This is a genomic window from Acinetobacter chinensis (genome assembly GCF_002165375.2).
Lineage (GTDB): Bacteria > Pseudomonadota > Gammaproteobacteria > Pseudomonadales > Moraxellaceae > Acinetobacter > Acinetobacter chinensis.
Window position 1 is genome coordinate 359,627 of sequence record NZ_CP032134.1, and the last position, 18,682, is coordinate 378,308.

Annotated in this window: 15 protein-coding genes and 4 tRNA genes; 10 read left to right on the top strand and 9 right to left on the bottom strand. The window is 46.4% G+C overall.

From position 1 onward, the window contains the following. Positions 1-22: 22 nt before the first annotated feature. The gene (gene pilB, locus CDG60_RS02500) at positions 23-1,735 is read right to left on the bottom strand and encodes a type IV-A pilus assembly ATPase PilB (protein ID WP_087512626.1); all 1,713 of its coding nucleotides are present in this window, start codon (positions 1,733-1,735) and stop codon (positions 23-25) included. Between the two features lie 285 nt (positions 1,736-2,020). Here pilB and tpiA point away from each other — a divergent pair, with 285 nt between their 5' ends. From tpiA to CDG60_RS02550, 10 genes are all read left to right on the top strand, one after another. Continuing rightward, on the top strand, positions 2,021-2,812 hold the full coding sequence (gene tpiA, locus CDG60_RS02505) for a triose-phosphate isomerase (protein WP_087512627.1): 792 nt from the start codon (positions 2,021-2,023) through the stop codon (positions 2,810-2,812). A gap of 13 nt (positions 2,813-2,825) precedes the next feature. Then, a complete protein-coding gene (gene secG / locus CDG60_RS02510) occupies positions 2,826-3,158 on the top strand; it encodes a preprotein translocase subunit SecG (protein ID WP_087512628.1) in 333 nt (110 codons plus the stop codon). Positions 3,159-3,211: 53 nt separating this feature from the next. Then, positions 3,212-3,296: transfer RNA gene (locus CDG60_RS02515), tRNA-Leu, on the top strand. 47 nt (positions 3,297-3,343) lie between these two features. Further along, positions 3,344-3,420 (top strand) — tRNA-Met (locus CDG60_RS02520). Positions 3,421-3,490: 70 nt separating this feature from the next. Continuing rightward, a tRNA-Met gene (locus tag CDG60_RS02525) sits at positions 3,491-3,567 on the top strand. Between the two features lie 94 nt (positions 3,568-3,661). Next, positions 3,662-3,738, top strand: a tRNA-Met gene (locus CDG60_RS02530). A gap of 214 nt (positions 3,739-3,952) precedes the next feature. Further along, positions 3,953-4,477 carry a ribosome maturation factor RimP gene (gene rimP / locus CDG60_RS02535; protein ID WP_087512629.1) on the top strand — a complete coding sequence of 175 codons (525 nt, stop codon included), beginning with the start codon at positions 3,953-3,955 and terminating at the stop codon, positions 4,475-4,477. 36 nt (positions 4,478-4,513) lie between these two features. Next, positions 4,514-5,998 (top strand): transcription termination factor NusA, encoded by a 1,485-nt coding sequence (gene nusA, locus CDG60_RS02540; protein ID WP_087512630.1) that lies wholly within the window; start codon positions 4,514-4,516, stop codon positions 5,996-5,998. 10 nt (positions 5,999-6,008) lie between these two features. Next, on the top strand, positions 6,009-8,696 hold the full coding sequence (gene infB / locus CDG60_RS02545) for a translation initiation factor IF-2 (RefSeq protein WP_087512631.1): 2,688 nt from the start codon (positions 6,009-6,011) through the stop codon (positions 8,694-8,696). Then, positions 8,696-9,103 (top strand): ribosome-binding factor A, encoded by a 408-nt coding sequence (locus tag CDG60_RS02550; RefSeq protein WP_087512632.1) that lies wholly within the window; start codon positions 8,696-8,698, stop codon positions 9,101-9,103. The genes infB and CDG60_RS02550 overlap by 1 nt, the downstream gene beginning before the upstream one ends. 90 nt (positions 9,104-9,193) lie before the next feature. Here CDG60_RS02550 and CDG60_RS02555 read toward each other — a convergent pair whose 3' ends face one another. The 8 genes from CDG60_RS02555 to CDG60_RS02590 form a co-directional block, all read right to left on the bottom strand. Next, positions 9,194-9,583, bottom strand: coding sequence for a Na+/H+ antiporter subunit G (locus CDG60_RS02555; protein ID WP_087512633.1), 390 nt, complete (start codon positions 9,581-9,583; stop codon positions 9,194-9,196). Positions 9,584-9,594: 11 nt separating this feature from the next. Beyond that, positions 9,595-9,870: a monovalent cation/H+ antiporter subunit F gene (locus CDG60_RS02560; protein WP_087512634.1), complete on the bottom strand. Its 276-nt coding sequence runs from the start codon at positions 9,868-9,870 to the stop codon at positions 9,595-9,597. Further along, complete coding sequence (locus CDG60_RS02565; protein ID WP_087512635.1) at positions 9,867-10,388, bottom strand: Na+/H+ antiporter subunit E; 522 nt, start codon at positions 10,386-10,388, stop codon at positions 9,867-9,869. Before CDG60_RS02565 ends, CDG60_RS02560 begins: the two co-directional genes overlap by 4 nt. Positions 10,389-10,390: 2 nt before the next feature. Then, a complete protein-coding gene (locus CDG60_RS02570) occupies positions 10,391-12,199 on the bottom strand; it encodes a monovalent cation/H+ antiporter subunit D (protein WP_087512725.1) in 1,809 nt (602 codons plus the stop codon). Beyond that, positions 12,199-12,564 (bottom strand): Na+/H+ antiporter subunit C, encoded by a 366-nt coding sequence (locus CDG60_RS02575; RefSeq protein ID WP_087512636.1) that lies wholly within the window; start codon positions 12,562-12,564, stop codon positions 12,199-12,201. Before CDG60_RS02575 ends, CDG60_RS02570 begins: the two co-directional genes overlap by 1 nt. Position 12,565: 1 nt before the next feature. Beyond that, on the bottom strand, positions 12,566-15,406 hold the full coding sequence (locus CDG60_RS02580) for a monovalent cation/H+ antiporter subunit A (protein WP_087512637.1): 2,841 nt from the start codon (positions 15,404-15,406) through the stop codon (positions 12,566-12,568). 387 nt (positions 15,407-15,793) lie between these two features. Beyond that, entirely contained in the window at positions 15,794-17,152 is a 1,359-nt protein-coding gene (locus tag CDG60_RS02585; protein WP_087512638.1) for an ATP-binding protein, read from the bottom strand. 24 nt (positions 17,153-17,176) lie between these two features. Next, positions 17,177-18,679, bottom strand: coding sequence for a UvrD-helicase domain-containing protein (locus CDG60_RS02590; protein ID WP_087512639.1), 1,503 nt, complete (start codon positions 18,677-18,679; stop codon positions 17,177-17,179). Positions 18,680-18,682: the final 3 nt, after the last annotated feature.

Below are 18,682 nucleotides of genomic sequence, written 5' to 3' on the forward strand. Positions count from 1 at the left end.
ATCCTTATTTTAAATTTTCAATCTATTCACTCGTCACACGATTTACTTCCTGAAGCGAAGTAACCCCCTGCATGACTTTCACTAATCCAGAGCGGCGAAGATTATTAAACCCCGATTTTTCAGATGCTTCTGCAATTTTAATCGCATTACCATCTTCCATAATAATCTTTGAAATTTCTGGTGTAACTTTCATAACTTCATAAATACCGACACGACCCTTATAACCTTCACGGCATTCTGAACAGCCGACTGGCTGAAAAACCTGGAACTCTGGATTGTTGAGGTCTTCTTCTGTGAAACCCAGTTCCAGTAAGCTGTTACGTGGAACATCAACAGGCTCTTTACAGTGTGAACATAACCGGCGGGCCAGACGCTGAGCAATCACCAGGTTGACAGAGGTTGCAATGTTGAAGGATGGAACCCCCATATTCCGCAAACGGGTCAATGTTTCAGGTGCGCTGTTGGTGTGCAGCGTGGAAAGAACCATGTGTCCTGTCTGTGCGGCTTTGACTGCAATTTCAGCTGTTTCAAGATCCCGGATCTCACCGACCATAACAATGTCAGGATCCTGACGTAGGAATGATTTAAGTGCGACGGCGAAGGTCAGACCAACTTTAGGGTTGACGTTCACCTGGTTAACCCCTTCAAGGTTAATTTCGACAGGGTCTTCGGCTGTGGAGATATTGGTGTCTTCCTGGTTCAGAATATTCAGACCGGTATAAAGAGAAACCGTTTTACCTGAACCGGTTGGACCTGTGATCAGTAACATTCCCTGAGGTTTTTCCAAAGCTTCCATGAACAGGGCTTTCTGTTCAGGTTCATAACCTAAAGCATCAATGCCCAGCATGGCACTGGATGGGTCCAGGATACGCAGAACTAGTTTCTCACCAAACAGTGTCGGTAATGAGTTGACACGGAAGTCGATGGCTTTGGTTTTGGACAGTTTCAGTTTGATACGGCCATCCTGAGGAATCCGTTTTTCAGAAATATCCATCTGTGACATGACTTTCAGTCGGGAGGCAAGACGGTTTGACAACTGTAAGGGGGGGGTCGCAATCTGGCGCAGTACACCATCTACCCGGTAGCGGACACGATAGGTTTTTTCATAGGGTTCAAAATGTAAATCCGAAGCCCCCATACGTATGGCGTCAATCAGTAATTTATTGATATATTTGACGATTGGGGCTTCATCTGCCTGTGGTTCATCATCGGTATCTGTAGTCTGAGGGGAGGTGCCCTCATCAAGATCCAGGTCAATATCATCATCTGAAAAATCAAAAGTACTTTCTTCAGCGAAATTCTGTTCAATAATTTTTTCGAGTTTATCGTGTTCAACAATAATCGCTTCGATATTCATTTTACTGTTGAAGCGGATCGCATCCATGGCATCCATGTTGGTTGGATTGCTGGTTGCAACGTACAGGATGTGACCGCGTTTAAAAACAGGCAGAATACGGTGGCGTGTGATCAGCTTATCGTCTATGCCTTCACGGATAATCTGAGCTGTATCATAGGCAGCAAGATCAAAAATGGGTTCTGCGAACTCTTCTGAAATTTTTTCAGCAACAGTTTTGGGAGAAAGGCTGAGCTGTTCAATCAGATAGGGAACAATATCCTGTTTGGCTTTTTTTGCTCCTGCAACAGCCTGCTGCATTTTTTCGGCAGAAACTGTTCCTTCATCGACGAGGCGACGAATAAATCCTGTGAATTTAGGTGAACCCTGTAATACTGACATTCCCCGGTATCCCTACTTAAATAAAAAATACTGTTTATAATTGGTATGGCAAAATTATACTTTTGTTGCACAAAAATACCATATCTAAAAGTGATGCTACCACCTTAATCTGTCTGAAAAGCATGAACCAGTCGTAATTCAAGGCATATGTTTTTATTCATTGTTTCATTTCAAAGGTATCTTAATTCAGACAGTCTTGCAAAAGCTTCAATAAAAATGTCTTCATAATTATGATTTGCGTGTAGAATGTGCGCGTTTTGATGAATTTTCTTTACGGGTTACTTTATGTCGGGATCGACTGTTACGCCTTGGGTTATTGGGAACTGGAAAATGAATCCAGTGCAGGCTGATGCCCAGCAACTGATTCAGGAATTTAAAGAATTACTGCAGAATAATGATATTTCGGAACAGGCTTGCCGTATAGGTGTTGCGCCTGTTTCCATTGCTTTAATGAATGTAAAAGCTGCTTTTGAAGATGCTGCATCTCCTGTTCATACTGTAGCACAGGATGTGTCCAGGATTGCAGGTACGGGTGCTTATACCGGTGAAGTGAGTGCTGAACTGCTTAAAGACAGTCAGATTCAGCTGGTACTGGTTGGGCATTCTGAACGACGTGAATTTTTTGCAGACAGTCCTCAGATTCTGTGCGAAAAAGTGAAAAATGCACTGAATGCAGGTCTGACTGTCGTATATTGTATTGGTGAAAGCCTTGAACAGCGTGACGCTGGGCAGGCGGAACAGGTGGTATTGCAGCAGATCTGCGATATTGCACCAGTGGTTGAAGCTGAACAGTGGAAGCAGATCATTGTTGCGTATGAGCCTATATGGGCAATCGGGACTGGGAAAACTGCTTCACCGGAAGATGCTCAGTCTATGCATGCAGCGATCCGTGAGGGGCTGAAGCAACTGACGCCTTATGGTCAGCAGATGGCAATTTTATATGGTGGCAGTGTCAAACCGGAAAATGCGGTTGAGCTGGCTGCCTGTCCAGATATTAATGGTGCTCTGGTTGGTGGAGCATCCCTGAATGCGGGGTCTTTTTATAAAATAGCCCAGGCATTTGCAGAAACAGAATAATCAGGAGTTCAGCATGCATACCTTTGTGCTGGTGGTACATATTATTTTAGCCGTATTGATGGTTGCACTGATTCTGGTGCAGCATGGTAAAGGTGCTGATGCAGGTGCATCTTTCGGTGGCGGCGGTGCCGCAACTGTTTTTGGTGCATCAGGTTCAGGCAGCTTTATGACACGCCTGACCGCAATTCTGACTGCACTGTTTTTTGTGACCAGTCTGACACTGGCGGTTTATGCAAAAAAACAGACCACTGATGCTTACAGTCTGAAATCAGTTCCAACAACAACTGCACCTGCACAGGGTGGGTTGCCTGGAACTTCGCCAACTGGAACGAAAACTGGCGAATAAGTTTATTTAAGCCTTTCTTTTTTGCAGTGATGCGACTAGAATGCGTCACAGCTGCGGTGGTGGTGGAATTGGTAGACACGCTACCTTGAGGTGGTAGTGCTTTCGGGCGTGGGGGTTCAAGTCCCCCCTTCCGCACCAACTTATGAATCCAGAATATAAGTTGGTGTTAGCGGCGAATCTGTTGATGCGGGATGGAGCAGTCTGGTAGCTCGTCGGGCTCATAACCCGAAGGTCGTTGGTTCAAATCCAGCTCCCGCTACCAATCAACTCTTTTTAAGATGCAGACTTAAAGAGACAGTTTGAAAAAACTGAGATATTTATTTGCATGTTGTTGCGGGATGGAGCAGTCTGGTAGCTCGTCGGGCTCATAACCCGAAGGTCGTTGGTTCAAATCCAGCTCCCGCTACCATTTTACTGATCAGCAGGCAAAGCTGAACAGTCAGATCTTAAATGTAATTCTGATTGAAAAATGTTTAATATCTGGGTATGATTTTGCACGTTGATGCGGGATGGAGCAGTCTGGTAGCTCGTCGGGCTCATAACCCGAAGGTCGTTGGTTCAAATCCAGCTCCCGCTACCAAGTTTCTAAAGAGGCTCACAACAAAGTGGGCCTTTTTGCACAGTGGACATTGGTTTTCTGTGCGATAATAGGGGCGATTTCGCCCTTTTTTATTGGCTATCGTGTAGTGCCGACATCAAATTGGTCAAATCGTCATGATTCACTACTACTATAGTTAAGATCGGTATGTAGTGGTCATCCTGACCATTGAATTGCACAACTTTGACGAGAGTAAATGAAGCTATCAAATAAAACTCAGACACTTCAGGATTTAATTGCACCCGCAGTGCAGGCTTGTGGTGTGGATCTCTGGGGGATTGAATTTATCCCTCAGGGTAAACGTTCCCTGTTACGTATATATATCGACAAAGCCGTTGATGACAATGCAGAACCTGTTCTGAATGAAGATGGTGAGCTTGAACAGGGTCGCGGTGTCGGTGTACAGGACTGTGTCCGTGTGACTCAGCAGGCTGGAGCTCTTCTTGACGTTCATGATCCTATTTCAGGTGAGTTTTCACTTGAAGTATCTTCACCGGGCTGGGATCGTCCATTTTTTCAGCTGGAACAGATGACAGGATACATTGGTCAGCAGGTGGCTTTACGCCTGATCAGTGCTGTAGAAAACCGTCGTAAATTTCAGGCAAAACTCGTCGCTGTTGACGTGGAAAATGAGCTGATTCAGGTAGAAGTTGACAACCGGCAAGTACTTGAAATCGACAGTAATAATATTGATAAAGCAAATTTGATTTACCAGGATTAATCCCGGAAATAAGAATCTGAACGATATAGGTGACTTATGGCGCGCGAAATTCTTACCGTGGTAGAAACGGTCAGTAACGAAAAAGGTGTAAGTCGCGAAGCAATTTTTGAAGCGCTTGAACAGGCTCTCGTTGCCGCGACTAAAAAGAAATTCTACGAAGGCACACACTCTGAAGAAGCTCGTTTACGTGTTGAAATTGACCGTAAAACAGGTGAATACAGTACTTTCCGTCAATGGGAAGTGGTTGCTGACGAAGATCACGAAATGCCGGCTTGTCAGGATGCAATTTCTGATCTTGATCCAGCGCAGTGGTCTATTGGTGATATCCGTGAACTGGAAGTTGAATCCATTGACTTCGGTCGTATCGCTGCACAGATTGCCAAACAGGTGATTGTACAGAAGATTCGTGAAGCTGAACGCGCTCTGATCGCTGATGCTTATGAGTCTAAAGTCGGTGAGCTGATTTACGGTGAAGTGAAAAAGCAGACCAAAGACGGTTTCATTATTGATCTGGGTGATAATGCAGAAGCTTATCTTGCCCGTGAAGAAATGATTGCCCGTGAAATTCTGCGTCCAAAACAGCGTATGAATGCAATCCTGTACAGCGTTAACCGTGAAGGACGTGGTGCACAACTGTTGTTGTCCCGTTCAAAACCGGAAATGCTGATTGCATTGATGAAAAAAGAAATTCCTGAAATTTCTGAAGAAATCATTGAAATTAAAGCCGCTGCACGTCAGCCGGGTGTGCGTGCCAAAATTGCAGTAAAAACCAATGACCACCGTATTGATCCGGTTGGTGCATGTATCGGTATGCGAGGCACACGTATTCAGGCTGTTCAGTCAGAACTGAACGGTGAGCGTATTGATGTGGTGGTATGGTCTGATGATCCTGCTCAGTACATCGCAAGTGCACTGGAACCCGCTGATGTATCAGGTATTGTCATCGATGAAGATGCACGTACAGCAGACATCATTTTTACAACCAGTGATCAGCTGGCTCGTGCGATCGGTTCACAGGGGCAGAATGTACGTCTTGCATCTGAACTGACCGGTTTCAAACTGAATATGATGCTTGAAGAAGACTATCGTGCCCGTCAGCAGGATGAAGCACAGCAGTATCTGGACATGTTTGTAACCCGTCTTGATATTGAAGAAGATCTTGCAATGGCACTGGTGGAAATGGGCTTCACTTCACTTGAAGAAATTGCTTATGTTCCGCCTGAAACATTCGATGAAATTGAACTGGATGCTGAAACAGTTGAAATGCTGCAAAGCCGTGCCAAAGAGATTGCTCTTGCAGATGCGCTTCAGCAGCAGGAAAATGTTCAGGAACCTGCAGCAGACCTTCTGGCTATGGAAGGAATGACACAGGAAACAGCATACGCGCTTGCTTCCCGTGGCGTCATTACCGTTGATGATCTTGCAGATCAGGCAACAGATGATATTGCAGATATCGAAGGTCTGGGTGCTGAAAAAGCAGGTCAGCTCATTATGAAAGCGCGTGAATCATGGTTTAACTAGGAGGTAATATATGACGGACAAGTCGATAAAAGAGTTGGCGCTCAGCGTGGGTCGTCCCGTTGAAAAGCTCCTGGAACAGGTTCGTGAGGCAGGCTTACCTCAAAGTAAGGCTGACGATATTATTTCCACTGAACAACAGAATACCCTCGTTAACCATTTGAAGAAGGTTCATGGTCAGGACGGCGGTCAGGCAGGACAAATCACGTTGAAACGTAAAACAACCAGTACTGCTAAAGTGGCAAGTACATCAGGTAAGGCAAAAACCATTAACGTTGAAGTGCGTAAAAAGCATACGTTTGTGAAGCCTGATCCTGAGCAGATTAAAGCAGAAGCTTTAGCTAAGGCTGAAGCTCAGCAGAAAAATCAGGAAGCACCTGCTCCAAAAGAAGCTGAGAAAACTGAAAGTTCTGCGAAAGCAAATCTTGAAAAAATGCGTGCAGCTGCAAAACAGCAGACAGCAGCAAAAGAAACACCTAAAGCAGCTGTTGTTGTTAAACGTAAATCAACAAACAAACCGATTACGAAAGCAACTGTTAAAGTGATTGAAACACCTGAACAGAAGAGAGCTCGTGAAGCTGATGCTGCGAAATTAAAAGCAGCTGAAGAAGCAGCACGTCGCAAGTCTGCTGAGGAAGCGCAACAGCGTACACTTGAGCAGATGCGTCAGATGGCTTCCAAGTATTCTTCTGAAGATGCAACTGCGACGATCCGTGTTGTTGATGATTCTCCACTGGCAGCAGGTCTGGTTGGTCAGGCATATGAAGATTCATTTGCGAAAGAAGACCGTGACATCAAACGTGGTACCAATACTCCAGGTGCCCGTGCTCCGAAAAAAGGTGGCCGTCGTGGTCAGGAAGAGCAAAGTTTCAGCAAGCAGCCTAAACGTGGTCTGAAAACAAGTCAGACGGGTAAACACGGTTTTGAAAAACCTGTTAAGAAACAGGTTTATGATGTTGAAATTGGTGAAACCATTGTTGTTGCTGACTTAGCTGCGAAAATGGCGATTAAAGTTCGTGAAGTGATCAAATCACTCATGAAAATGGGTGAGCTGGTTACTCAGAACCAGGCGATTGACCAGGAAATTGCTGCACTGATCGTTGAAGAAATGGGTCACAACCCAGTTCTTGTTTCTGATACTCAGGCTGAAGATAACTTACTTGAAGCAGCTGAAGGTGCGCGTGGTGCTCAGTCTACACGTGCACCGGTGGTTACGATCATGGGTCACGTTGACCATGGTAAGACATCGCTTCTTGACCGTATCCGTCGTGCAAAAGTTGCGCAGGGCGAAGCGGGCGGTATCACACAGCATATCGGTGCATACCATGTGAAAACAGAGAAAGGAATTATTACTTTCCTTGATACTCCTGGACACGCGGCATTTACTGCAATGCGTTCACGTGGTGCGAAAGCGACTGATATCGTGGTGCTGGTTGTAGCGGCAGATGATGGTGTAATGCCACAGACTGCGGAAGCAATTGACCATGCCCGTGCTGCAGGTACTCCAATTATTGTTGCCATCAACAAAATGGATAAAGAATCTGCTGATCCAGATCGCGTATTGAACGAACTGACTGTAAAAGAAATCGTACCTGAACAATGGGGCGGTGATGTACCGGTTGCCATGGTTTCAGCACATTCTGGTCAGGGTATTGATGAGTTACTTGATCTGATTTCAATTCAGGCTGAACTGCTTGAACTGAAAGCATCTGAAGAAGGTGCTGCGCAAGGTGTTGTAATTGAAGCACGTGTTGACAACAGCCGTGGTGCAGTAACATCTATTCTTGTTCAGAACGGTACGCTGAAAGTGGGTGATCTTGTCCTTGCAGGTTCATCTTACGGTCGCGTTCGTGCTATGACAGATGAAAACGGTCAGCGTATCAAATCTGCAGGTCCTTCGATTCCAGTCGAAATCTTAGGTCTTCCAGAAGCGCCAATGGCGGGTGATGAAGTTCTTGTTGTGACTGACGAGAAAAAAGCGCGTGAAGTTGCGGATGCCCGTATGGATCGTGAACGTCAGAAACGACTTGAGCGTCAATCTGCAATGCGTCTTGAAAACATTATGGCGTCTATGGGCAAGAAAGATGTGCCTATCGTGAACGTTGTACTGAAAACAGACGTACGTGGTACACTGGAAGCGCTTCATGTAGCACTTGCTGAGCTTGCGACTGATGAAGTGAAAGTACGTATTATCGGTTCAGGCGTAGGTGCAATTACTGAGTCTGACGTAACACTTGCTGAATCATCTGAAGCGGTACTTCTTGGCTTTAACGTCCGTGCTGATAATACTGCACGTCAGAAAGCTGATGCTGATGGCATTGATATCCGTTACTACTCAATCATCTATCAGTTAATTGATGATGTGAAAGCTGCAATGAGCGGTAAACTTGCACCTGAACACCGTGAAACAATTCTGGGTGTTGCTGAAGTGCGTGAAGTGTTCCACTCAAGCAAATTTGGCGCTGCTGCGGGTTGTATGGTACTTGAGGGTACATTACACCGTAACAAACCGATTCGCGTATTACGTGATGACGTGGTTGTGTTCCAGGGTGAACTTGAATCTCTTCGCCGTTATAAAGAAGTGGTTGAAGAAGTTCGTGCCGGTATGGAATGTGGTCTTGCGGTGAAAGGTTATAAAGACATCAAAGCACAGGACAAGATCGAAGTGTATGATGTTCAACTGATTAAACGGAGTCTTTAATGGCGGGTAGTCAGCGTCTTAAGCGTATGGCAGACACAGTTCAGAGAGAGCTCTCTGAACTGATCCGTCAGGAGCTCAAAGATCCACGTCTGGGTGGTCTGGTGACCATCTCAGCGGTGAAAGTTAGCCCTGATTTAGGCTATGCAGAAGTTTATGTTACTGTAATGGGACGTGAGCTTGGCGATGAGCAGAGTGAAGTGGCAAATAAAGAAACACTGGATGTCCTGAATAAGGCATCAGGGTTCCTGCGTCATGAACTTGGACATCGTATTAAGACACGTATTACGCCACGTCTGCGTTTCCACTATGACAAAACTAATGCATATGGCAACTATATGTTTGGTCTGATTGCTGAAGCAGTGAAGGATTTACCTCCTGCTGAAGAAGCAAAAAAAGATGATGAATAAGCTGTTTTAATAAACACAGCCATAAAAAAGCCACCTTCGGGTGGCTTTTTTATTGGATACGACTTTCAGATTGATTGTTCTGAAAGTCGGTCACTGTTGATTGTTGCGGTATTTTCGGAATATTTTTTTGCGTTTCCGTTGCCAGGGCAGAGGGCGTTCAAGTGATTCAGGTACATTGCCACTCATGGAGCGTAAACGTAAATGTAAGGCTGCCTGTGCAATCAGGTTTGCAGATACGGGCGCGGTAATAAACGCCAGTAAAGTCAGAAGCAGTTCGGCAAACCCAAAACGGCCATTAAATGCTGCATGGATCATGGCGGCTATCAGGAAGCTGCCCAGTCCTAAAGTACTGGACTTGGTCGGAGCGTGAAGCCGCATAAACAGATCGGGCAGGCGAACCATTCCAATACCGCCGACCAGCATAAAAAAAGCACCAATGATCAGGAAGAAGGAGACGAGTATTTCCATCAGAAGCTGCATATCTTTTCTCCTTAATCTATGACATGACCGGACGTGAAATAACGTGCCAGCGCTGCTGTGGAAACAAAGCCGAGCATGGCAACCAGTAATGCCCCCTCAAACATGGAAGTGCTGACCCAGTAAATGCCAAGAATAACAATCAGGCAGGTGGCATTTAAAAATAAGGTATCCAGTGCAAGTAAGCGGTCTACAATGGATGGACCAATCACAATGCGGTAAAGGCAAAGTAGCATGGAGATGGTGATGCAGAACATACAGAAGCTGAGCGCATAAGGCAGAATGCTCATGATGATTCTCCTGGTTGCACATTGAAAATTTTCATTAAAGGCTGTTCATAGCGCGTTTTAATATCTCTGATTTCCTGCTCAGGATCATCACTGCTCAGCGCATGTACCAGAATGTCACCTTTGTCCTGGTCAATCCCTGCTGTAACGGTTCCAGGAGTTGTGGTAATGATCATCGCGAGCAGCGTGTTCACTTCATCATGCTGTGTTTCAAGAGGAACCCTGAACCATTTGGGATGCAGACTATCCATAGGACCCAGGACCTGTTTTGCGACCCGGATATTGGAAATGATAATGTCCCATAAAACAACAAAGCACAGTTTCAGAGCCTCAATCCAGTTGATGTTGGGCGTGCTTTCAATAAACGGGCTGACCATACGGGGCACGGCAACAGCAAGAATCAGCGCCATCAGAATGGTGCCTGCTTCAAGGCTGTGAGCCAGCATAATCCAGCTGAGTGCGACAATCACAGAAACAAATGGATGTGGCAGCCAGCGATTCCAGAAAGTTTTTTCTTGCATACTCATGGCTCCATAGGTTTGAGCTGATCATGTTCATTATCAGGGCTGATCTGTGAGTCCTGATTCAGAATCTGACGTCGCTTGAATTCTGAAATATGCTCGCCTTCCAGTGTATCTTCACTGATGGTATAAGGAATCAGATGAGCATTTGGATCGACTGATTCACCGTTATATTTGGTCTCAGGCAGGTTTTCAGGATCAAATGGCTGAACACTGATAGTCTCTCGGTTATGATCCTGTTTCAGGATGGTTGCTTCATACAGCGCATTGTTCTGAATCTGAGCAGCTGCCTTGAAAGTATACTGCTGAACAGGTGAGGCAAAGACAACGTATAAAATCAGTCCGGTCAGCAGGGCATAGATCGTGACATCATTCCGCAAAGGTGCTTTATCCGGTAAAGCCTGGTATTCCCTGAACGCAGCCTGTTCGGTGTTTTCTTCAGGACGGCTTGCCCGCCAGAACAGAATGAAGCCGACACGGGTAAATGCAATAATACTGAGTAGACTGACAATCAGTACAACGGCAATAATAATGCCTTGCCATGCATGACCTGCGGTTGCCTGCAGGATAAAAACTTTACCGAGAAAACCGCTGAAAGGCGGCAGTCCTGCCATCATCATGGCAATAATAAAGAAGCTGATAGAGACAGCTTTCTGCTGTTTCATCTGCGGTGCAATTCTGAAATGATCTTTGAATTCACCACGCTGAGACGTGATCCATCCACTGAGCAGATAAAAAGCTGCTGCAATAATGGTACTGTGTACCAGATAATAAAGTGCTGCTGACCAGGCCTGAGTATTGAACAGAGACAGTGCCACCAGAATGGTACCGATTGAAGACAGAATCATGAAGCCGACAAAACGGCGCAGACGTTCAGCACCAATAGCTCCGATCACGCCATAAAGGGAAGTGATCAGTCCGATAGGCAACAGCCAGCTGCTCAGAATCTTCTGACTGACTGGATCATCAAAGACCGTACCGTTGACCCGTAAAATCGCATAAACACCGACTTTGGTCATAATGGTAAATATGGCAGCCACGGGTGTAGCGGCAACAGCATAGGTTTTAGGTAACCAGAAACCGACAGGGAGCATTGCTGCCTTGATACCAAAAACAACGAACAGCAGCAAACCACCTGCAACAGCCAGACGGTGCTGATCTGCTTCAAGCAATGGCATCAGTCGGGCAACATCGGTCATATTTAAACTGCCGACACTGCCGTAGATTATTCCCAGTCCAATCAGGAACAGAGCAGAAGCAAGCAGGTTAATGGTGACATAATGAATGCCGAGATGAAAACGGGCTTTCCCCTGACCATGCAGTAACAGGACGTAGGACGCCATCAGCAGGATTTCAAAGAATACGAACAGGTTGAACAGATCGCCTGTCAGGAATGCACCACTCAGCCCCATCAGCAGGAAATGGAACATGGCATGGAAATAACGTCCACGGGTATCCCACTGCTTACTGGCAAACCATAAGATCGGTACGGACAGGGCATAGGTCAGAACCAACATCAATGCAGACAGCTGATCGAGCACTAAAATAATGCCAAAAGGAGCTGCCCATTCACTCAGATTATAAATAATGATCTGACCGTGACTCGCCTGAACCAGATAAAAAACAGCTGTGCTGAGTCCGAGCAGGGAGGAAATACAGCTGATGCTGCGCCTCCAGGGTTGACGCCAGTCATGAGCGAGTGAGCCAGAACCTGGATTGCCCAGTAATAACAGAATGAATGCTGTAAATGCAGGAATCAGAATACTGAAAACCGGGGTGTGCTGATTCAGGAAACTGAGGAGATCATTCATCATGGCTCATCCTCACGTAAATCGGTAATAACGGGCTCTTCTTTGGAGTCCACATGATCTGTACCTGACTCATAACGGCTTCGCAATGCCAGCTGAACAATAAACGCAGTCGTGGCAAAGCCAATCACAATTGCAGTCAGTACCAGTGCCTGTGGCAAAGGATCTGTTGCTTTGGTGGCAGAAGTCAGTACAGCAGGCGCATTGATCTGTAAACGTCCCATGCTGAACAGGAAAATATTGACGGCATAACCAATCATGGCAAGCCCCAGTACCACAGGGAAAGTACGTGCCCTCAAGACAAGGTAAATCCCTGTAGCCACCAGTAAGCCAATCGCAGAGGCGACTAAAAATTCAAGACTGATCATCTTATTCTCCCTTCGGCAATGGGCCAGACATGCTGGAGTGACGGGAGTCGCCCAGTATTGAAATCATCAGCATGGTTGCACCGACCACAGTAATGTAGACCCCCAGGTCAAACAGTGCGGCTGAAGCAAGATGCATTTCACCAATCACAGGAGGTGAGACGTACACATGAGCACTGGTCAGGAACGGCCGTCCCCAGAACCAGGAACCCAGACCTGTCAGACCTGCAATCACCAGACCCGTTCCAATCCAGGTTTCATAGAGCCGTCCGGATTTTGCTTTGAGTAACTGTTCTGCTTTATCCTGACCCAGCGCAATATACTGAATGATCAATGCCAGTGCAGTAATCAGCCCTGCAATAAATCCACCGCCTGGCAGGTTGTGTCCACGCAGGAAAATATACAGACTGACCACCAGTGCCAGCGGCAGAACCCAAGAAGCTGTCATGCGGAACATCAGTGGAGATGGATTGAAACGGAACGTCAGTCCCTGAGTCATGACCGTACCATGTGAACGCATACCATCCATCAGGCACAGTATGCCCACAGCGGCAATACCCAGGACTGTAATTTCACCAAAGGTATCGAATCCACGGAAATCGACCAGAATCACGTTTACGACATTTGTACCACCGCCCAAAGGAATGGACTGCTGCATGAAGAACCATGAAATGGAGCTGTGATCACGGGTCATAATCAGCCATGAAATCCAGCCAATACCGAGTCCAGCTGAGATGGCAATGATGGCATCGCGCCAGCGTCTTGAACGGCTGGATTCATAGGGGGTTAACTGTGGCAGCAATGACAGGCTCATCAGCAGAAGAACCGTTGTAACCACATCAACTGTGATCTGAGTCAGTGCCAGATCCGGTGCTGACATGGTCACGAAAATCATCGTAACCACCAGTCCGACTGCACCACTGATCAGTACTGCTTTAATACGTTCATGGTGGAACCACAGCATCATCCAGCAGGCAGAGAACAGCAGCAGCCATAAAACAATTGCAATGGCTGAGGCATGCGTCAGCTCACGGGTTCCTGTTGTCAGTCCCTGTGATAACAGCGGCATGGCTACAATCACAATGCTGAAAGCAACAATCCATACCAGATAGCTTTGCAGAGAACCATTTTCGGTTGCACGTTTGATTTTTCTGGACGTCAGAAGCAGATGTTTCAGGAACAGTTCAAAAAGGATTTTGCCCTGTAATTTACCTAAAGCAGGATCAAGATCTATCTCTCTGATTTTTCCACCTTTGGCTAATGAAAAATAGAAAATCAGACCACCCAACAGTGCAATCAGGCTCATGAGCAAAGGCAGATTAAAACCGTGCCAGATGGCAAGGTGAGTTCCCTCAAACACAGCAGACTGAGTACTTGCCTGCGTGGTGCTGTTGACAATTTTTTCCACCAGCAGGGCAGGCAGTATACCGACCAGGATACACAGAACAGCCAGCAGAGTTGCAGGTGCGCGCATGCCGAAAGCAGGTTCATGTGCATTTTTATTTGGAACATCTTTGCCGACAGGACCATCAAAAAACACACCGTGAACCAGTCGGACAGAATAGGCGACCGCAAAAACACCTGCCAGGGTTGCTGTAATGGCAGAAACCACCATGACCGGACCGCTCAGATTTGCCAGCAGTTCAGTAAAGAACATTTCTTTGGACAGGAAGCCATTGGTCAGTGGAACACCTGCCATGGATGCCGCAGTGATCATGGTCAGTGTTGCTGTGAACGGCAGTAACTGCCATAAACCGCTGAGTTTACGCAGATCCCGTGTACCTGATTCATGGTCTACAATACCTGCAATCATGAACAGGGCGGCTTTAAATGTCGCGTGATTGATAATATGGAAAACAGCGGCTGCAACGGCCAGCGGTGAGCCGATTCCAAGCAGACAGACAATCAGCCCCAGATGACTGATGGTGGAATAGGCAAGCAGACCCTTCAGATCTTCTTTGAAAATGGCAAAAAATGCAGCCATACACAGGGTAAATAAACCTGTAAAAGTCACAATGTTATGATAGAGCGCAGCACCGGCAAAGATAGGCAGTAAGCGTGCCAGCAGGAAAATCCCTGCTTTGACCATGGTGGCAGAATGCAGATAGGCAGAAACCGGTGTTGGTGCTGCCATTGCATTGGGTAACCAGAAATGGAACGGGAACTGCGCACTTTTGGTAAAAGCACCCAGTAAAATCAGCAACAGTGCAGGCACAAACAGTGCATGCTGCTGAATCTGCGAGCTCATGCTGAACAGCTGATCAATTTCATAGGTTCCCGTGATCTGCCCCAGCAGAACAAAGCCCCCCAGCATGGCCAGACCACCCATACCTGTAATGGTCAGCGCTATACGTGAACCACGCTGAGCTGCTTCATAATTGCTCCAGTATCCGACCAGCAGAAAAGAAGAAATACTGGTCAGCTCCCAGAACACAAGTAAAATAATTAAATTATTGGACAGCGAAATTCCCAGCATGGCTGACATGAACAGCATGAGCAGAAAGTATAATTTGCTGAGTGAGTTTTTAGGGCTAAGGTAATAGTAAGCATAAATATAGATCAGCGTCCCTATGCCGCTGATCAGTAGGGCGAACAGCAGTCCAAGGGCATCCAGGCGAAAGCTGAGATTTATACCTGCCTGAGGGAGCCATTCCCAGCTCTGGCTGATGACAGCACCATTGAAAACACTGTTGGCTTGAGTCAGTAACAGTGCAAAGACTGTCAGACTGACTCCGATCGCTCCGAAAGCCGTTACCCCGCGAGAGAATTGCTTCAGCCACGAGACAAGGGTTGTGCCGAGTACTAAGGGTAACAATACAATAATTGGCAGCACGCTCGTATCCATTGTCTTGAGCAGGTCAGAAACCTGGATGAATCTTATCTTTCAGGGATTACAGGGCCGCAAGGAACGATCCAAATTTCTCAATCCTGAAAGCCGCATTGAGTTTGTTAAAAATATACAGATTGTGTTGCGCAACCTGAAAAAGGTCATAGTAAATCGGATTTTACTATGAAAAAGCTAATCTAATTCGATATTATTACATGAATAAAACAACATCAATCTTTTTTGCGCATTGTTCTATTCTACGCCACTGTTCAGTGGTTCATGTGTCTGACTGGGCATGGATTGACTGATCAACGCATAGTGTGATTAAAAAGCAATCATACATTTTATCTCTGAAAATGCTGGATTTACAGAATAGGTATTTCCAGCATTTATCCGTCAGCAGAATTATTGCAGATGCTCATGGGAAGATGTGTCATCGTCAGACTGAATCAGCATCAGCAGCTGTTTCTGTTCTGCTGGATTCAGAGTCTGAATCTGTTCAAGAATCTGCTGTATCCGGTCAGATTCTGTGGATGATGGATCATTCAGACTCAGAGGGACTTCTGCTGACTGCATGATTTCCTGATAAAGATGCTGAAATTCAGTGGAAAACTGATGGAAGTTTACTTCATGTAACTGCTGCTGTTCGATACGGAAACACTGATACTGCTCGGCAGACTCGATCACTTCATGACGGCAACAGGAAACAATAATCTGTAACTGCGGAAATGCCCGATGCAGTCTGTCCAGTATTTCCATGCTGTGGGTTTCATCCAGTCCATTATCTACAGCATCAATCATCAGCACACCTTCACCCTCCAGACACGGATACAGGCTGAGCGGATTGAGTAGGCACATCCGACGGACGATATCTCCTGTCAGTGCAATCCAGTTTTTCAGACTGCCTGGCAGTTGCTGATACAGCATGGTTTTTCCCTGATAGCGGACCATCAGTTGTAAAGCTGGATGATACTGGATATAAAGCTGCTCTATTTCAGGCAATACAGTCTGTAAAGCATCGCGCAGTGCTTTAAGTCCAGGCGCGTGTAACTGTGCATGAGTCTGCCACAGGGTCTGTGAATGACTGGACGGTGCCTGAGACTGTTCATCGAGCCATTGTTGCAGTAACTGTGCAGTCTGTGCATTTTCACAGTCACTGACTTCACGTAGCCATTCAAAAAAGCGGGAAAAGGTGGTGAATGGGATGATGGCATTGTCGTAGGCATGACTGAGCTGAAAAACCGCGGGATTGTTTTTACTGAGCAGATTGATTTCGTGTATGAACCTGTCCGCAGGATAGTAGGCAATCAAGGGGAGTCCCTGTAAGGGATCCTGTTTTACGGCATGCTGGTACAGCACAGTCAGTGCTTCGAGCTGCTGAGTTTCAACTTTGCTGATACCAGTTCCGTTACTGTTCAGTGTTTTATACAGTTGCCACTGACATTCGGCAGTCAGTACGGAAGTTTTATCTGATGATTCGGGAAGCTGTCCAACTTCGGCAGGAATCTTCACCTGGATATCCACTTTTGCCTGTAGACGGTTCAGCAGAATATCCTGATCTGAAATCACAACACCTGCATTACGTGGATCTCTGTAACGGGCAGAAAACCAGGTCAGTGACTGATACAGATGTTTCAGGATCAGTGATTTCCCACTGCCTTGCGGTCCACTGATGACCGTAATGGCAGTATCCTGTAGACGGAAAGTAATCTGTATATCTGTAAAGTGACCAATATGTTTAAGCTGTATGGATTTGACTTTCATGGTGCACCTGCGGATGAGTGACCGTTATCCTGCTTTAGTCCGCAGGGAAACAGGCATCTGTTTTTTTAATTGTTGAATCAGATCGTAGATATGGTGAATATTTAAGCTTACTTTAGCACGAGTACAGGCGACGTACAGTAACCGTAATTCTTCATCTGTAATTTTATGGTCATGTTCATTGACCTTGAACTGGTAATCGTCCTCGATATGGACACGGTTCCATTCCAGTCCTTTCGCTTTATGTGCTGTGGAAATAATATAATCTGCCTGATCAATCGGAGTGATTTTGGCAAGTGCCCGTTTCAGCGGGTCAGTTCCATGGTCATCCACCAGTTTGACCAATGGCTTAATGTCACTGCCGTCATTGGTTTCGCAGTATTCATGAACATCATGCCAGGAATTGAACCAGGCCAGTTCAGGTACATCAGTCACTCTGCGTCCCTGTTTCAGCATACTTGCAGCATCAACAAAACGGTTCAGACGGGCATGATCTGCCTGAAGGCTGACTTTATCTCCATGCACCAGTCCCGCCAGCAACAGCTCCATAGCGCGGGCATTGGTTCTGCATAAAATCGCATCATGCAGGCGGGTATGTGGTTTGTTCACGACCTTTGAATTCAGCAGGGAATTTCCCATCAGAGGAACAGTTTCGTTGAGTGCTCCCAGAATGGCATTGGCATTGTGTGCAATTTCTTCACCAAAACGGAATGATGTGGTCAGACGGGACTCAGGCAGGGGCATCTGCTGCATGGCATTGACAGCACCACGCCAGGCATAGATCTGCTGATGTGCGTCTCCGACATAAATGACCTGCGTATTTTTCTGTCTTAATAAAATTCCCAGCATCAGCGGATCAGCATCCTGGGCTTCATCAAACAGAACATAGTCTGCTGGAATGTTCGGACTCGACAGTGCCCATAATTTCAGATAGATATCATGACCGATACCTGCCTGATGAGCTGGGTCAATGGATTCAAGCCAGCGACGTTCTATCGCAGGATATAAATGTTTCTGTAAGGCTTCGACATCATCGGGATGTAACCAACTCGGTGTCTGTAAATGCCGTGGCGCAGGATACTGTGAACTGGTTGAGCAGAAATAACTGACAGCATTGGAGACCAGACTGGCAAGACGCGAGGGCATCAGCACATATTTTTCATAGCGTCCGCCCATCATACGACGCAAAGTTACAGGTTCAAGCCGGTATTCCTTTGCCATAAAGCCAGGGCTTAAACGGGGTAAACGCAGTTTATCTGTGACGCCACGGGGAACACTGCGGAATGCCAGGGAGTGAAATGTACGGCAGTCCACACCCCGATGAAATTTATTCTGAGCTTCAGATGCAATGGCTTTGTTGAATGCCAGATACATGCCACGCCGCTCAGGCATGGCATCACTGATCATCTGTAAAGTCGTGGTTTTACCGGTACCTGCATACGCAATGACTTTGAATGATTTCCCAAGCCGAGCGTTGTCTATGGCGGTTGCCTGCTCATACGTTGCTTTAGGTTTATTCTGCCCGGACATGGA

Coding starts and splice junctions, on each gene's coding strand:
- CDG60_RS02565 (WP_087512635.1), bottom strand. CDS start 10,388: ATGCAAGAAAAAACTTTCTGGAATCGCTGGCTGCCACATCCATTTGTT.
- tpiA (WP_087512627.1), top strand. CDS start 2,021: ATGTCGGGATCGACTGTTACGCCTTGGGTTATTGGGAACTGGAAAATG.
- CDG60_RS02575 (WP_087512636.1), bottom strand. CDS start 12,564: ATGATCAGTCTTGAATTTTTAGTCGCCTCTGCGATTGGCTTACTGGTG.
- rimP (WP_087512629.1), top strand. CDS start 3,953: ATGAAGCTATCAAATAAAACTCAGACACTTCAGGATTTAATTGCACCC.
- CDG60_RS02570 (WP_087512725.1), bottom strand. CDS start 12,199: ATGAATGATCTCCTCAGTTTCCTGAATCAGCACACCCCGGTTTTCAGT.
- CDG60_RS02580 (WP_087512637.1), bottom strand. CDS start 15,406: ATGGATACGAGCGTGCTGCCAATTATTGTATTGTTACCCTTAGTACTC.
- infB (WP_087512631.1), top strand. CDS start 6,009: ATGACGGACAAGTCGATAAAAGAGTTGGCGCTCAGCGTGGGTCGTCCC.
- pilB (WP_087512626.1), bottom strand. CDS start 1,735: ATGTCAGTATTACAGGGTTCACCTAAATTCACAGGATTTATTCGTCGC.
- CDG60_RS02560 (WP_087512634.1), bottom strand. CDS start 9,870: ATGAGCATTCTGCCTTATGCGCTCAGCTTCTGTATGTTCTGCATCACC.
- CDG60_RS02585 (WP_087512638.1), bottom strand. CDS start 17,152: ATGAAAGTCAAATCCATACAGCTTAAACATATTGGTCACTTTACAGAT.
- CDG60_RS02590 (WP_087512639.1), bottom strand. CDS start 18,679: ATGTCCGGGCAGAATAAACCTAAAGCAACGTATGAGCAGGCAACCGCC.
- secG (WP_087512628.1), top strand. CDS start 2,826: ATGCATACCTTTGTGCTGGTGGTACATATTATTTTAGCCGTATTGATG.
- CDG60_RS02550 (WP_087512632.1), top strand. CDS start 8,696: ATGGCGGGTAGTCAGCGTCTTAAGCGTATGGCAGACACAGTTCAGAGA.
- CDG60_RS02555 (WP_087512633.1), bottom strand. CDS start 9,583: ATGCAGCTTCTGATGGAAATACTCGTCTCCTTCTTCCTGATCATTGGT.
- nusA (WP_087512630.1), top strand. CDS start 4,514: ATGGCGCGCGAAATTCTTACCGTGGTAGAAACGGTCAGTAACGAAAAA.